The sequence below is a fragment of the Trinickia sp. genome, from assembly GCF_051954495.1.
GTDB lineage: Bacteria > Pseudomonadota > Gammaproteobacteria > Burkholderiales > Burkholderiaceae > Trinickia.
In genome coordinates this window covers 36,925-52,418 of sequence record NZ_JBQCHR010000193.1, presented here as the reverse complement: position 1 = coordinate 52,418, position 15,494 = coordinate 36,925, and the positions used below count along the sequence as shown (strand labels likewise).

General features: G+C 64.3%; 13 protein-coding genes. 7 read left to right on the top strand and 6 right to left on the bottom strand.

Annotation, left to right across the window (positions count from 1 at the left end):
• Window positions 1-114: 114 nt before the first annotated feature.
• The 4 genes from ampC to bktB all read left to right on the top strand — a co-directional run bounded on the left by ampC (window position 115) and on the right by bktB (window position 5,792).
• Window positions 115-1,284, top strand: coding sequence for a class C beta-lactamase (gene ampC / locus ACTHNR_RS27270; protein WP_440552078.1), 1,170 nt, complete (start codon window positions 115-117; stop codon window positions 1,282-1,284).
• A 141-nt stretch (window positions 1,285-1,425) separates the two neighbouring features.
• On the top strand, window positions 1,426-2,481 hold the full coding sequence (locus ACTHNR_RS27265) for an AraC family transcriptional regulator (RefSeq protein ID WP_440552077.1): 1,056 nt from the start codon (window positions 1,426-1,428) through the stop codon (window positions 2,479-2,481).
• A gap of 233 nt (window positions 2,482-2,714) precedes the next feature.
• Window positions 2,715-4,505 carry an acyl-CoA dehydrogenase gene (locus ACTHNR_RS27260; RefSeq protein WP_440552074.1) on the top strand — a complete coding sequence of 597 codons (1,791 nt, stop codon included), beginning with the start codon at window positions 2,715-2,717 and terminating at the stop codon, window positions 4,503-4,505.
• 99 nt (window positions 4,506-4,604) lie between these two features.
• Complete coding sequence (gene bktB / locus ACTHNR_RS27255) at window positions 4,605-5,792, top strand: beta-ketothiolase BktB (protein ID WP_440552071.1); 1,188 nt, start codon at window positions 4,605-4,607, stop codon at window positions 5,790-5,792.
• 46 nt (window positions 5,793-5,838) lie between these two features.
• On the opposite strand, the gene ACTHNR_RS27250 is transcribed toward bktB, so the two are convergent.
• Window positions 5,839-6,819: a LysR family transcriptional regulator gene (locus tag ACTHNR_RS27250; RefSeq protein ID WP_440552070.1), complete on the bottom strand. Its 981-nt coding sequence runs from the start codon at window positions 6,817-6,819 to the stop codon at window positions 5,839-5,841.
• A gap of 113 nt (window positions 6,820-6,932) precedes the next feature.
• Between ACTHNR_RS27250 and ACTHNR_RS27245 the strand changes: the two genes are divergently transcribed.
• Window positions 6,933-8,165: an MFS transporter gene (locus ACTHNR_RS27245; protein WP_440552067.1), complete on the top strand. Its 1,233-nt coding sequence runs from the start codon at window positions 6,933-6,935 to the stop codon at window positions 8,163-8,165.
• A gap of 15 nt (window positions 8,166-8,180) precedes the next feature.
• Here ACTHNR_RS27245 and ACTHNR_RS27240 read toward each other — a convergent pair whose 3' ends face one another.
• Window positions 8,181-9,080: a LysR family transcriptional regulator gene (locus ACTHNR_RS27240; RefSeq protein ID WP_440552065.1), complete on the bottom strand. Its 900-nt coding sequence runs from the start codon at window positions 9,078-9,080 to the stop codon at window positions 8,181-8,183.
• Between the two features lie 91 nt (window positions 9,081-9,171).
• Between ACTHNR_RS27240 and ACTHNR_RS27235 the strand changes: the two genes are divergently transcribed.
• The gene (locus ACTHNR_RS27235; protein WP_440552064.1) at window positions 9,172-9,951 is read left to right on the top strand and encodes an NAD(P)H-dependent oxidoreductase; all 780 of its coding nucleotides are present in this window, start codon (window positions 9,172-9,174) and stop codon (window positions 9,949-9,951) included.
• A gap of 21 nt (window positions 9,952-9,972) precedes the next feature.
• Here ACTHNR_RS27235 and ACTHNR_RS27230 read toward each other — a convergent pair whose 3' ends face one another.
• From ACTHNR_RS27230 to ACTHNR_RS27215, 4 genes are all read right to left on the bottom strand, one after another.
• Window positions 9,973-11,274, bottom strand: a complete 1,302-nt coding sequence (locus ACTHNR_RS27230) for an aspartate aminotransferase family protein (RefSeq protein ID WP_440552062.1) — start codon at window positions 11,272-11,274, stop codon at window positions 9,973-9,975.
• Between the two features lie 42 nt (window positions 11,275-11,316).
• Entirely contained in the window at window positions 11,317-12,954 is a 1,638-nt protein-coding gene (gene treA, locus ACTHNR_RS27225; protein WP_440552136.1) for an alpha,alpha-trehalase TreA, read from the bottom strand.
• A 460-nt stretch (window positions 12,955-13,414) separates the two neighbouring features.
• Entirely contained in the window at window positions 13,415-13,615 is a 201-nt protein-coding gene (locus ACTHNR_RS27220) for a DUF3562 domain-containing protein (RefSeq protein ID WP_440552060.1), read from the bottom strand.
• A gap of 165 nt (window positions 13,616-13,780) precedes the next feature.
• Window positions 13,781-14,662 (bottom strand): metal-dependent hydrolase, encoded by an 882-nt coding sequence (locus ACTHNR_RS27215; protein ID WP_440552058.1) that lies wholly within the window; start codon window positions 14,660-14,662, stop codon window positions 13,781-13,783.
• Between the two features lie 365 nt (window positions 14,663-15,027).
• Between ACTHNR_RS27215 and ACTHNR_RS27210 the strand changes: the two genes are divergently transcribed.
• The gene (locus ACTHNR_RS27210) at window positions 15,028-15,438 is read left to right on the top strand and encodes a response regulator (RefSeq protein WP_440552056.1); all 411 of its coding nucleotides are present in this window, start codon (window positions 15,028-15,030) and stop codon (window positions 15,436-15,438) included.
• The last annotated feature ends 56 nt before the right edge of the window (window positions 15,439-15,494 follow it).

Sequence of the window (15,494 nt, the reverse complement as noted above, 5' to 3'; positions counted from 1 at the left end):
AGGGAAGCCCTAGTTTTTCTTTCGCCTCCCTCAACGAATCGTCGTTTGTCAGTCGGAAGGGGCGCGCGGATACTCCGGGCATCGAAGTGACCCGTTCCCAGGAGAAGAAAAGCGATGAAGCGCAAACTGATTGGCCTCGTCATGGCGGCCGCGCTGGTGGCAGGGGCGACGGCAGGCACGGCCCACGCGGCGGAAATCGAGCGCGACAGCATAAAGAAAACCGTCGATGCGGCGATCGAGCCGCTCATGCAAAAGGACGGTATCCACGGCATGGCCGTAGGCGTCATCGTTGCGGGCAAGCCTTACGTTTTCAACTATGGGCTCGCGTCCGCCGAAACGCGCGAGCCGGTGACCGATCGCACGCTGTTCGAGCTGGGGTCGATCAGCAAAACGTTCACGGCGACCCTTGCCTCGTATGCGCAGGTGCGCGGCGACCTTTCGTTTTCCGACCCGGTCGAGAAGTACGAGCCGGCCTTGCGCGGCACGAAGTTCGGGCAGGTTTCGCTGCTCGATCTCGGCACTCATACGCCGGGCGGCGTGCCGCTGCAAGTGCCCGACGAGGTCAAGAACGACGCCGAACTCACGGGGTACCTGAAAGCGTGGCGTCCCGCATATGACCCGGGCACGCATCGGACCTACTCGAACTTGGGCATCGGCATACTCGGCGCGATCGCCGCGCGCAGTATGGACGGCGATTTCAAGGCGCTGCAGCAGCGGCTGTTTCCGCAGCTCGGCTTGAGCAGCACGTACATCGATGTGCCCGAGGCGCGCGCTAAGGACTATGCGCAAGGCTATACGAAGCAAGGAAAACCGCGCCGCGTGTCGCCCGGCATGCTGTCCGACGAGGCGTACGGCGTGAAGACGACGGCAGCCGATGCCCTGCGCTTCATTCAGGAAAACATGGACCAAGTCGCGCTCGACGACTCGCTGCGGCAAGCCGTCATGCGCACGCATACCGGCTACTTCCAAGCCGGGCCGATGACCCAGGATCTGATTTGGGAGCAATATCCGTATCCCGTCACGCTCGATGCGCTGCTCGAGGGCAATTCCCCGGCCATGATCTTTCACGCGACCGAGGTGTCGCGCCTCACGCCGCCCACGGCGCCAACGCCCGATGTGTGGATCAACAAGACGGGTTCGACGAACGGCTTCGGCGCGTACATCGCTTTCGTTCCGAGCAAGCGGATGGGCATCGTCATGCTCGCCAACAAGAATTTCCCGATCGACGAGCGGGTACGCGCGGCGTATCGGATCATGAGCGCGCTTGCTTCGACGCAACCCTGAAACCCTGAGCCGACCTCGAGCGGCCCGTCGGCAACCCGCCCGCTGTGCCGCTGCCGCCCTGAACTCACCCGAGCATGGGGCCCGCGCTGGCGTCCTGATGCGAGCGTCAATATACTGCTGACGCTCGCATTGGAGTCGTCTATGCATCGATTCGCCGCCGACGATGCGGGCTCGGCGCTCGTTCAGGCCGCGCCCGTGCCGCCGAGTGCAACCGTCCCGATCTCGCTCGTCAAGGCGTTTCTCGCCGGCGCCGACGCGCGCCCGGAGACGATTCGCCGTTATTTGGAAGAAGCGGGCATCGCGCCGGAATTGCTGGCCGAACTCGGCGCGCGCGTGACCGAAGAGCAATTCTCGACGCTGTACCAAGCGCTCGCGATCGCGCTCGACGATGAAATGCCCGGATTCTTCAGCCGCCCGCTGCGCAGCGGCACATTGAAGTTTCTTTGCCTAAGCTTGCTCGACGCACGCAATCTGGACACCGCGCTCCATCGATTCGGCCAGTTCTTTCATATCGTCCTCGACGATTTCCGCATCGAGTCCAGACGCGCCGGGCCCGTGGGACAGATCGCGCTGCAGATCGATCCCGTCGCCGGTCAGATCGGCCCGCTGGGGCACGAGCTGATGCTCAAGCTTGCCCACGGCGTGGGATCCTGGCTCATCGGCCAGAACATCCCCTTGCTGCAGGTCGAGCTCGCCTGTCCTCGCCCGCCGCACGCCCTCGATCATCGATACTTCTTTTCGGGCCCGGTTCGATTCGATTGCGACCGCACGCTCATGCGCTTTAGCGCGGCCTATCTAGATCTGCCGATCCGGCAAAGCAAACGCAACCTGCGCAAATTCCTGGCGCGCGCGCCGGGCGATTGGATCTTCGATTCGTTCAGCGAGCAACTGGTCAGCCATCGCGTGCGGCAGTATCTCGCGGCCCAATTGCCCGATCTGCCGACGATCGAGCAGGCCGCAACCGGCTTGAACTGTTCGGTGCGCACGCTATGCCGGCGTCTGTCCGGCGAAGAGACGACCTTTCAGTCGTTGAAGGACGAACTACGCCGCGATATCGCTATCCAACGACTGACGGAGACGGAGGAGACGATCACGAAGATCGCGGGCGACATCGGGTTCGACGATCCCAGCGCGTTTCACCGCGCATTCCGGCATTGGACGGGCAGCACGCCCGGAACCTATCGGCGGCGCGCATAAGGCGACCGCAGACCAGGCGGGCGGCATGCCCAGGCCGATGCCTGGCGCCGCGCCTTGCCATCGGCGCCCGACGCCCGGCCGCACGTTTTGGCCGGATTTGTCAGTCATCGGGCCGGTTTGGTCAGCCGATTTGGCGGGTTTCTCGGTACGATCTCAGTTGAACCATCGCAACGTGGCCGCAAATGTCATACGCGCGCCGCGTTCGCTTTCCTTCTACGTTTGGACTTCGACCCATGAGCTATAGCGCGCCGATCAAGGACATGTTGTTTGTGCTGCAGGAGTTGGCCGGCATGGCCGAGGTAGCCGGCCTTCCGGGGTACGAAGACGCCGGAATCGACACGGCGCAGGCCGTGCTCGAGGAATCGGCGAAGCTGTGCGAAGAAGTGCTGGCGCCGCTGAACGTCGAAGGCGATCGCAACCCGAGTACTTGGAAAGACGGCGAGGTCACGGCCACGCCCGGCTTTAAGCAAGCGTTCCGGCAATTCGTCGAGGGGGGCTGGCAGGGCGTGCAGCATCCGTCCGAATACGAAGGACAAGGATTGCCTAAGCTCATCGCGACGCCGTGCATCGAGATGCTCAACGCGTCCAATCTGTCGTTCGCACTATGCCCGCTGCTGACCGACGGCGCGATCGAAGCGCTGCTCACGGCCGGTAGCGAGGCGCAGAAGCAGCGCTATGTGCCCAAGCTCATTTCCGGCGAATGGACGGGCACGATGAATCTGACAGAGCCGCAGGCGGGCTCGGATCTGGCGCTCGTGCGCACGCGCGCCGAACCTCAGGGCGACGGCGCGTATCGCGTGTTCGGCACGAAGATCTTCATCACGTGGGGCGAGCACGACATGGCCGAGAACATCGTCCATCTCGTGCTGGCGCGCACGCCCAATGCGCCCGAGGGCGTGAAGGGCATTTCGCTGTTCATCGTGCCGAAGTTCCTCATCAACGAAGACGGCACGCTCGGCGCGCGCAACGACGTGCACTGCGTCTCGATCGAACACAAGCTCGGCATCAAGGCAAGCCCGACCACCGTGCTGCAATTCGGCGATCACGGCGGCGCGCTAGGCTACTTGATCGGCGAGGAAAATCGCGGGCTCGAGTACATGTTCATCATGATGAACGCAGCCCGCTTCGCCGTGGGCATGCAAGGGGTGGCAGTGGCCGATCGCGCCTATCAGCATGCCGTCGCCTATGCGAAGGAGCGCGTGCAAAGCCGCCCGGTGGACGGTTCTGCCAGAGAGGCCGTGACCATCATTCATCATCCGGACGTGCGCCGCATGCTCGCGACGATGCGCGCACAGACCGAAGGCGCGCGTGCGCTGGCCTATGTGGCCGCGGCGCACAGCGATATCGCGCATCGGCATGCCGACGAGAAAGTCCGCGCCGAGCACTTGGCCATTTACGAATACCTCGTGCCGATCGTGAAGGGATGGAGCACCGAGATGTCGCTCGAGGTGACGAGCCTGGGCGTGCAGGTGCACGGCGGCATGGGTTTCATCGAGGAAACCGGCGCGGCGCAGTACTACCGCGATGCGCGCATTCTGCCGATCTCCGAAGGCACGACGGCGATTCAAGCAAACGACCTCGTCGGGCGCAAGACGCTGCGCGACGGCGGCGCGGTGGCGCAGCGGCTGTTGGGCGAGATCGACACGACCGTCGGCGCACTGCGCGCGCACGACGTCCGCGCTTTCCAATCGATCGCCACGCAATTGGAAGCCGGCCGCCGGGCCTTGGCGGCGGTGGTCGCCTTCGTCGTCGAACAAGGCAAACGCGATCCGAACGCCGTCTTCGTGGGCAGCGTGCCCTATCTGAAACTGGCCGGCCTGGTGCTGGCGGGATGGCAGATGGCGCGCGCGGCGCTCGTCGCTCGAGAAAAGCTAGCCGAAGACAATGCGTTCCACGCCGCGAAAATCGCGACGGCGCAATGCTTTGCCGAGCACGTGCTGCCGCAGGCGGCGGCGCTGGAAACGGCGGTGCTCACGGCGCGCAACGGCGAAGGCTTGCTCGCCTTGCGCCCCGACCAGTTCTAAGGCCGGCGCCGAACGCGGCAACCTTTCAGTACGCACATCGAACGCCGATGCAGCTCGAAGGGCCGAGGTGCGGGTCGAATCAATTTGGAGGAGAAGCGGATGAATAAGGAAGTGGTCGTGGTAGGCGGCGTGCGCACCGCCATCGGCAAGTTCGGCGGCAGCCTGAAAGACATCGCGCCCACGGAACTGGCGACGATCGTCGTGCGCGAGACGCTCGCGCGCACCGGGGTCGAGGCGTCGCAGGTCGAGCATGTCGTGTTCGGCAACATCCTGGCCACCGAGCCCAAGGATTTGTATCTGTCCCGCGTGGCCGCCATCAATGCCGGCATTCCGGAAACGACGCCGGCTTTCAACGTCAATCGCTTGTGCGGTTCTGGATTGCAGGCGATCGTCTCGGCCGCGCAAACCATCCTGCTCGGCGATGCCGAAGTGGCGATCGGCGGCGGCGCCGAGAACATGAGCCGCGCGCCGTACATTGCCCCGGAAGCGCGCTTCGGCGCGCGGATGGGGGACATGCGGATGGTCGACATGATGCTGGGCGCGCTGAACGACCCGTTTCACGCCGTGCCGATGGGGGTGACGGCGGAAAACGTCGCGCGCAAGTTCGGCATTTCGCGCGAAGATCAAGACGCGCTCGCCCTCGAGTCGCATCGGCGCGCCGAGCGTGCCATCGCGGAAGGCCGCTTCAAAAACCAGATCGTGCCGATCACGCGGCGCGTCAAGGGCAAGGATGTCGTCTTCGACACGGACGAGCACGTTCGGCTCGGCGCGACGCTCGAGGATTTCTCGCAGCTCAAACCCGTTTTCGCTCGCGAGAACGGTACGGTCACGGCCGGCAATGCGTCTGGCATCAACGATGCGGCCGCGGCGGTGATGCTGATGTCGGGCGAAGCCGCTCAGCGGCGGGGCGTCAAGCCGATGGCGCGCCTCGTCGCCTACGCGCACGCGGGCGTCGATCCGCTGCATATGGGTATCGGGCCCGTGCCGGCTACCCGGCTTGCCTTGCAGCGCGCCGGGCTGTCGGTGAGCGACATCGACGTGATCGAGGCGAACGAAGCGTTCGCGGCGCAAGCTTGCGCGGTCACGCGCGAACTCGGGTTCGATCCGGCCAAGGTCAATCCGAACGGGTCCGGTATTTCGCTCGGACACCCGATCGGCGCGACGGGCGCCTTGATCACGGTGAAGGCGATCGAAGAGTTGCTGCGCATCGGCGGCCGCTATGCGCTCGTGACGATGTGCATCGGCGGCGGGCAAGGCATCGCGGCGATTCTCGAGAATCTGCGGTAGCCGGCGCTCGATAGGCGCGATGACTCGACACTCGGCGCAGCCGCGCTTAGGCTGCGTTGTCCGTCGCGAGCGGCACCGCTTCACGCATCAGTGCGATGAACCGCTGCAAGCGCGACGGATAGAACTGCGCGTGCGGATAGACGAGATAAATCGGCAGCGCGGCGGCTTGCCATTTCGGGGCAAGATGAACGAGGCGCCCGCGGGCCAGATCGTCGGCCAGCAGCCAGGCCGACCCCGCGCAGGCCCCCACCCCCAGCACGGCGGCGCTGCGCAGCGCATAAAGGTTGTCCGTGCTGACGCGCGGATGCATGGCGACGCGGCGCGTCTCTCCCGTTTCCGCATGCGTGAGCGTGAGCTCCGTTCGGTAATAGGTTCGCAACGCCAGCCACGGCAGGGCGACGAGTTCCTCCGGTTCTTGGGGAACGCGGCCGCCTTGGAGGAGTGCCGGCGCGGCCACCACGAAGCGAGCGACCTTCGACAGGCGAATCGCGACGACGGCCGGGTCCGTCGGCTCGCCCACCTGCACGGCGCAATCGATGCCGTTGGCGATGAAGTCGCGCACGTCGTCCTGCAGCAGCCAATCCACCGATACGCGCGGGTAGTCGCTTAAATACCGCGACAGCGGTTCGACGAGCCGTTCTTGACCGAAGGCATGTGGGACGGCCACCCGCAGCATGCCTTCCGGTTCCTCTTGGGCGCCGCGCAAATCAGCCTCGAACGACGCCCAACTCGCGAGCAATTCCTTGGCGCGCTTGAAACAGCGCTCGCCGTCGACGGTCAGCCGCATCGTATGCGTGGAGCGCTGCAGCAGCCGCACGCCGAGCGAGCGTTCCAGCGCCTGCAAGCGACGGCTGATGGTGGGCTGCGTCGTGCGCAGCAACGCCGCGGCGGCCGACAAATTGCCCGCCTCGACTATACGCACGAACGTTTCCATGAGCTGAAAGCGTTGGCTCGCACCCTCCGCCGAAATCTCGGGTGCACGTGCCACACGGCTTTCGGCGGGGAGATGGCGGTGTTTCTTGTTCATACGCACAGCGTATAACAAATCTTCGTCCCGCGGTACTACCGGTCATCGGCCGTGGGCCTCACACTCGCGTCCATTCCTACTTCGCACGAACAACGAGAGAAAGGACTCCGATCATGTCCACCCCGCAAACCCTTCAAGCCGCGCCGAGCGGCCTGCATTCAACCCAAGCGCCCAACGCGGCGGCGCCGCTTGCGCCCCGGTTGGTCTTGCTGCTTGCCGCGGCGGCCGGACTGGCCGTCGCGCCGCTTTACTACAGCCAGCCGATGCTCGGCATCCTCGAATCGGATATGGGCGCTTCGGCCCGCGCGATCGGCATGGTGCCGATGTTGACGCAACTGGGCTACGCGCTCGGGATCCTGCTGCTGGCGCCGCTCGGCGATCGCTTCGACCGGCGTCGCGTGATCCTGATCAAGGCCGGGGCGCTCGTCGGCGCGTTGGTGCTGGCCGCTGTCTCGCCGTCGATCGGCTGCTTGCTCGCCGCGAGCTTCGCCATCGGCTTGTCGGCCACCATGGCGCAAGACATCGTGCCGGCCGCTGCGACGCTCGCCCCCGATGCCAGCCGCGGCAAAATCGTCGGGACGGTGATGACGGGATTGCTGCTCGGCATCTTGTTGTCGCGCGTCGTGAGCGGGTTCGTCGCCGAGCATTACAGCTGGCGCGCGATGTTCGTCGCGGCGGCCGTGAGCGTGGCCGCGATCGGCGTGGCGGCGTGGCGCGGCCTGCCGTCGTTCAAGCCGACGACGCACCTGTCCTACCGCGCGCTGATCGGCTCGCTCGCTCACCTGTGGTGGCACCATCGGGCGCTGCGCCGCGCGGCGTTCGCTCAAGGGTTGCTGGCGATGGGTTTCAGCGCGTTTTGGTCGACGCTCGCCGTCATGCTGCACGCCGCACCGTTTCATCTTGGCAGCGCGGTGGCCGGCGCATTCGGCCTGGCCGGCGCGGCCGGCGCGCTCGCCGCGCCCATCGCGGGACGCTTGGCCGATCGGAGCGGGCCGGAGCGCGTGACGCGGCTCGGCATCGGTCTCGCGACCGTTTCGTTCGGCGTGATGGCGCTCGGCACGACGTTGACGCCGCACGCACAGCTGGTGCTGCTCGCCATCGCGACGGTCGGTTTCGACCTCGGGGTCCAGGCCACGCTGATCGCCCATCAAACGATCGTCTACGGCATCGATCCGGCCTCGCGCAGTCGGCTCAACGCGGTGCTGTTCGTCGGCATGTTCATCGGCATGGCCGCGGGCGCCGGCCTGGGCAGCTTGGCGCTGGCGCAATGGGGCTGGATGGGCGTCATCGGCTTGGCGGTGGTCACGGCGCTGGCTGCGCTCGCGGTGAGGATGTGGCCGCGGTAAAGTCTCGGTGATGCGCTAGCCCACCGTGGCGGCGATATGTTCTCGCAGCCACTGGTGCGCCGGATCGCGGTGTGTGCGTTCATGCCAAAGCATGGACATCTCGTAGCCCGGCACGTCGATGGGCGGCTCCACCGCGCGCAACGCCGGGTGGCCTTGAACGAGCCGAAACGGCGCCATGGCCACGAGATCGGTGGCGGCCAGCGCCTGGAGCAGAAATAAGAAGTGCGGAACGGACAGCGCCACGCGGCGCGTCAGCCCGACTTCCGCCAGCGTTTCGTCGGTCACGCCGCGAAACCCGCCGCCTTCGGGCGAAACGATGACGTGTTCGAGTTTGCAGAATTGCGCGAGAGTGGGCCGCCGCTTGAGCCGCGGGTGATCGGCGCGCCCCGCCAACACGTAGCGCTCAGTGAACAGCGTACGCCGCCGCATGGCCTCGGGCGAGTCGGCCGTCGTGTGGAACGCCAGATCGATTTCGCCAGACGCGGCTTGCTTCTCGAATCGCGCAGGCGCCATCTCCACGACCGCGAGCCGGCTGCCCGGCGCGGCCGTGCGCAGACCCAGCAGGGCGGGCAGCACGATCGTCGATTCCGCGTAGTCGGTTGCCGCCAGTCTCCATGTCTGCTCCGCTTGCAGCGGATCGAACGGCCGCTCGGGCGCGACGGCGCGCTCCAGTGCGTTGAGCGCTTCGCGCAGCGGCGCGCGCAGCGCCTCCCCGCGCTTGGTCGGCTGCATGCCGCGCGGGCCGGGTAACAGCAGCGGATCGTCGAACACGTCGCGCAGTTTGGCGAGCTGGACGCTGATGGAAGGCTGCGAATAATGCAAGCGCTGCGCGGTGCGCGTGACGTTCAGCTCGGCGAGCAGCACGTCGAGCGTAACGAGAAGATTGAGATCGAGCTGGCGAAGGCGATTATCCAAACTAATACCTCTAATTTCATAAATTCATTTCTACTATACCGCCGCGCGCCTTAGCCTGTGTTTTCCCAACACGCAAGCGAGGGCGCCTCTCATGAACGTTCTTATCGTCTATGCGCATCCCGAGCCGAGTTCGCTCAACGGTGCGCTGAAGGATTTTTCGGTCAAGCGGCTCGAAGCCGCGGGTCACGCGGTGCGCGTGTCCGACTTGTATGCGATGCAGTGGAAAGCGGTGGTCGATCCGAACGACAGCAGCGAACATGTGCCGGGGACGCCGTTTAACGTGTCGGCCGAATCCGCGCGCGCCCTGCGCAACGGCACGCAAAGCGAAGACATCGCCGCCGAGCAGGAGAAGCTGAAATGGGCCGATGCGGTGATCTTCCAATTTCCGCTTTGGTGGTTCTCGATGCCGGCGATCATGAAGGGTTGGGTGGACCGCGTGTATGCCTACGGATTCGCGTATGGGGTGGGCGAACACTCCGATAAGCGATGGGGCGACCGGTACGGCGAAGGGTCGCTAGCGGGCAAACGCGCGATGCTGATCGTGACGACAGGCGGGTGGGAGCCGCACTACAGTGCGCGCGGAATCAACGGGCCGATCGACGATCTCTTGTTCCCGATCCAGCACGGCATGCTGTTTTATCCGGGCTTCGACGTGTTGCCGCCGTTTCTGGTTTATCGAACTGGGCGGATGGACGAGGCGAAGTTTTCGCAGGCCTGCGATGCGCTGGGCCGACGTCTCGACGAACTTTGGAGTACGAGGCCAATCCCGTATCGCAGGCAGAACGCCGGCGACTACGACATTCCCGAATGTACGCTGAAGGACGATGTCGCGCCCGGCGCGACCGGCTTCGGCGCGCACGTAGCCCGGTGATCGATCGCGCTGTGCGAGGCGTTAAATCGAACGCTCGATGGCCCGCTCGAGCAGCGCCAAGCCAAGGTCGATCTCTTCCTCGCTGACGGTCAGCGGTGGAGCGATCCGAAAAACGCTGCCCATGCCCGGCAATTGCACGATGTTCATGCTGAGCCCGAGGTTCATGCATTCCCGAGTGATCTTCGCGCCCAGCGCATCGGCCGGTTCTTTGGTTTTACGGTCCTTGACGACTTCCATGCCGAGCAGCAGGCCGCGCCCGCGAACGTCGCCGATGCAGGCGAATCGCTCCATCAAGTCGAGCAAGCCCCGCTTGAGTCGCTCGCCCATGGCGCCGGCGCGCGCGGCCAGCGCGTCGCGTTGCACGACGTCGAGCACCCGCAGGCCCACGGCCGCGGGCAACGGATCCGAGACGTGCGTCGTATAGAACAAGAAGCCCAAATCATGGGCTTTTTCTTCGATCTGCGCCGATGTGACGACGGCGGCAAGCGGCAGGCCGGCGCCGAGCGTCTTCGATAGCGTCAGAATGTCGGGGGTCACGCCGTCGCGCTCGAACGCGAACATCGTGCCGGTGCGTCCCACGCCGGTTTGCGCTTCATCGAGGATCAACAGCATGCCGCGCTCCTCGCATTTCCGCTTCAGCGCGGCGAGGTAGCCGGGCGGCAGATCGATGATGCCGCCCGAACTCAGAATCGGCTCGGCGATGAAGGCGGCCAGATTGCCGCTCGACTGGCGATCGATGAGATCGAACGCATAGTCGAGTTCCGCAAGGCAGTCGTACTGGCCGTTGCGTTCGAAGCGCGGCCGGTATGTGTGCGGCGCGGGGATCGCGAACGATCCTACCGCGGCCGGGCCCACGCCCCTGCGGCCGGCGCTGTAGGTCGCCGACGCGGCCGCGCCCGTCATACCGTGCCATGACTGGGCGAACCCGACGATTTCGTATTTGCCCGTGACGAGCTTCGCCATGCGAATGGCGGCTTCGTTCGACTCCGCGCCGGTACTGAGCAGCAGCGCGCGATCGAGCCCGGCGGGCGTGATCTCGGCGAGCCTCGTGGCTAGGTCGACTACAGGCCGAGACAGCATGCCGCTGAAAAGATGGTCGAGCTTGCCGGCGTACTCGGCGATCACCTGCACGATCTCGGGGTGGCTGTGGCCCAGGACCGCGCTCATTTGTCCCGAGGTGAAATCTAGAATCGGCCGGTCGTCGGCGTCGTAGACGAAGCTGCCCTGAGCCCGCTCGATGATCATGCGCTCGAACACGCCCCCGTATCGGATCAGATGTTGCTCGGCGTGACGCCAAAACGTCGCATCGTCGTTCCGTGACATATCGAATCTCCAATCGAGCGGGGGCGCCAAACACTTTACTCGCTACTCGCCCGGGGCGTACAGATCGAGCAGTTTCAACGTGACGCCGTTGGTCCAGCCGAAGCCGTCTTGCAGCGGATATTCGCCTCCTCCGCCGCCGCCCGCATTGGGGCCTTCGACCACGTATTTCTCGACGAGCTTCTGGTCCGACGCATAGACTTGCTTCACGTCCGCGAGAAAGCGCGTGCCGACCGTTTGCGCGAGTTTCCGATCGCCGTAATGCTGGGCGCCCTTGATCGTCAGCCAGTGCAGCGGCGCCCAGCCGTTCGGCGCATCCCACTGCTGTCCCGTTTGGAACGTGGACGTCGCGAGCCCGCGGTCCTTGAGCAGTTGGGCCGACACCGCATGCAGCGTCTTCACGGCCCGCTCGGGCCACGCGGCACGCACGAACAGCGGGTACACGGCCGCCGCCGAAAGATTGTCGCGCCGCTTGCCTAGCCGCCAATCGTAATCGGCGTAATAGCCTTTCGGATTCCACAGATAACGGTTGATCGCCTCCGCCCGCCGCTCGGCTTTGCCGATGTAATCGGCCGTGCAGCGGAAATCGAGCGATTGCGCACAGCCTTTGGCAATCGTCGCCTCGAGCGAGAACAGCAAGCTGTTCAAGTCGACGGGCACGATCGAGGTCGTGCGGATCGTCGTCAGCGTTTGATTGTCGCCGAACCAGCGCGAGCTGAAATCCCACCCGGATTCGGCGGCGGCGCGCAGGTCGCGATAGACTTCGCGCGGGTCGCGGCCCGCGGCCTGTTTGGCCGTCGTCACGTCTTCCAAGTACGATTCGTCTCGCGGCGTATCGCGTGCGTCCCAATACCGGTTGAGCACGGCGCCGTCTCTGAATACGACGACATTGCGCGTGGCTTGGCCGCGCGGTGTCGTATCGGCGCCCATCATCCAGTACGCGTACTCCTTCTTCAGCTCGGGCAGATACTTTTGATAGACGCGATCGCCTTCGACTTTCGCGGCGAGCTGAACCATCAAGCCGTAGAACGGCGGTTGCGAGCGGCTGAGATAGTAGGTGCGGTTGCCGTTGGGAATGTGGCCGAAGCGGTCGATCTCGTAGGCGAAGTCGTCGAGCATGTCGTCGACGAGATCCTCGCGGCCCGCTTCCTGCAGGCCCAGCATCGTGAAGTACGTATCCCAGTAGTAGCCTTCGCGAAAGCGCCCGCCTGGTACGACGTAGGGCTTGGGTAATGGAATCAGCGAACTGTTGGCCGGCACGTCGGCCGCCGTCGTCGTCCGCGTGAGCTTCGGCCATAGCCAGTCGATGTGTTCGCGCAGCGTTTGGCCGCTCGGCGGCGTGATGACAGGCTCGCTCGGCAGCGTGAAGTTCGCCAGCACGAATCGCTTCAAATCGAAGTTCGGCTGGTTTTTCGACTGATCGTAAAGTTGCACGATCGCCGCCGGGGTGCTGTTGGGCACCGCGTCGACGAAGGTCTTTTGATCGGGGAAGACCTGCTGCGTCTGCACGGCGACGAATAGATCGCCGTAAAGCTCCGAAGGCGGCGGGGGCAGGGCGGCGGCGCTATCGACCGCGGCATCGGCGCGGCATATCGACGAGGCGGCAAGGCCTGTCAGCAATGCGATAGCCGCAAGCCGCGCCTTGCGAACGCGCAGGACGCGATCGCCGCGCAAGCCGTGCATCAGGGACGATTCGAACATGGCTCCTCCATGTGATGAGATGCTTCGTTTTTGGTCCCCTCGTCTTATGCTTTCGATCGGCGCGCCAACGCGCAAATGCGGCCGTATGCGATGGTGCCGCGATTTTGACAAAGAAGAAGTCGAAAGAAATTGGGAGAAAACGTTTGCGCGGCGAGAATGCGCAAGCGTATGCAGGTGAAATGGCGCTGTCAAATAGCCGGAGTGGTCTATTTGCACCGTCGAGCATCACGTTTTTGAAAGTGCGTAAGCTCGCCTTCAAACGCTAGTAGCGGCTCGGCGCGAATTTGAAAAACGTTAGAGGAGAATGGAAGTGCAGGCCGCGCAATATACGCCAAGCGTCCGACGGAACGCGCGCCGGCTTCCCAGTACGGCAAGCGGCACGGCAGCAGGCGAACGCAAGCGGCGTGCTCGCGAGCACGCCTTGGCGGTTACATCGGAGGAGTCAGCGGCGACGCAATTGTCCCTGGTCGCGCAGGTTCTCGCGCACTCTTTTGGTGACGAGCACGGGGAGGTAGTCGGTGATGCGAGCGCCGTCGCTGAACGCTTGCCAGGTCTGCGAGACCATTTTCGATACGGTCTCGGGCGGCGCGCCCGTGTCGTTGGCGATCGATTCGACTAGATCGTCGACGTTCGGTTGAGTCATGTTGATCTCCGCGGAAGGGGCAGCGTGCGAGGCGACTCTCGCTATTTAAGATGATTCGCGTTCATATGCCAATTGAATTGTGCTATCGCGCCTGCGACGGTTCGTAGCAGAGGTCGCGCGCGCGGCGCCGGCGTTTCCTTCTTCATCGGGCCTTGTCGGAATCAGTCATTCACGCCCATTCCGAAGGGCGCCGCCGCTTGCCTCGATTTCGGCAACGATTGCATCGATGCGTATGAGATGCGCACGATTGTCATGGTCCCACGGATGAAATGACGGCTTGAAGAATCTCAGCCATTCGAGCGCGATGTTCGGAAACACGCCGCGCCGCCCGAACAGAAAGCGCAGTAGAAGCCACAGGCCGCGCACATGGCCGCCGCGATGCCGATCGGCAACCAGCAGGCGGACATGGAAACTGAAGGCGATCGTCCAAAACAGCACCGTGACTTGCAGCATCGTCAACGTTCGCATGAAATACCGCTTCAGGCCGGGCTTGACCGCCGCGTTCCAGACGTCGAACGACACCGACTTGTGCTCGGTTTCTTCCAGCGCGTGCCACAGCCAGAGCTGCGCATAGATCGGCACGGAACTCGCGATGCGCGCGTCGTCGTCGAGCAGCAGGCCAGCCAGCATCGCCGTGTAGTGTTCGAGCGCAACGGTTTGCGCGAGCCGAATCGAAGGCGGCAGCGTTCGGCGTCCGTAATCGAGCAGTTTCTGAATGCGCTGGTCGAGCCGAGCGGCGGGAAGCCCGGCCGCTTCGAGCGCCGCATTGTATTGGACGTGCTCGCGCGTGTGCATCGCTTCCTGCCCGATGAAACCGAGCACTTGCCTCTTTAGCGCCGGGTCTTCGATGCGGTCGCGATAATGGCGCACGCTGTCGATGAAATAACGTTCGCCCGCGGGAAACATGAGCGACAACGCATTGAAGAAATGCGTCACGTAAGGTCCGAGCGCGTGCCAGTCGCAGGCGCGCTCGGCAGGCAAGGTAAAGCGAAGGTCGCGGCGTATCGGCACCGTCATGGCAGCCTCTCGTTTCTTGTTATTTGACATCGCATCTCGACATCGGCCGACGTAACGATAGGACGGTCGAGCGGTGCGTTCAAGCGACGGCTTCGAGCAAATCCTCGGATGATAGCCCCTCCGGCGAAACGGGGCGCGGGCCCGCCTGGCGCGGATATTGCGCCTTGTCGCGCCGGTGGCGCGCCGACATTTGTCGGTCGTTATACGCCATATGCCAGCGCCCGACGGCGATTCGCTCGCATCGAGGCGGTCATCGTATTAACTTAACGGCGTGTTATCGTGCGCCCGGCTTGCGATCCGCTCGCCGCGCTCATGTCTCACCGTGGCATGCAACTTCCACGAGCGTGTGCGAGTCCGAGGATTTTGCGTGTGTATTGACAGCTACAACAAATTGTATGAACGGATTGATGAGACTCGATCAGATGACGGTCGTCGTGGTCGAAGACGATAGATCGAGCAGAGAGTCGCTCTCCATGTTGCTGGAATCGGAGGGCGCGCGCGTCGTGGCGGCCGCGGATGCCGAGGAAGGCGTCGACGCCGTGCTGCGAACGGCGCCCGACGCCGTCGTGTGCGATATCGACCTGCCGGCCATGGACGGTTTTTACCTGATCCAGCGCTTGCGCGACGATGAAATTCGCAACGATCGCTTGCCCGCGGTGGCCGTCGCGATCACTGGGCACGCGGATGAAACCTACCGCCTACGCAGCATTGGCGAGGGCTTTCAGCATTTCATGAGAAAGCCGGCCGAACCCGAACGGCTGGTGACGCTGCTGGCGGACGCCGTCGGTGCGCGGGCCGTCGGCTAAGACCGCTGGCTTGGCGCGGCGTCGGAAGATTTTGCAAAACACACGGTCAAAGTTGC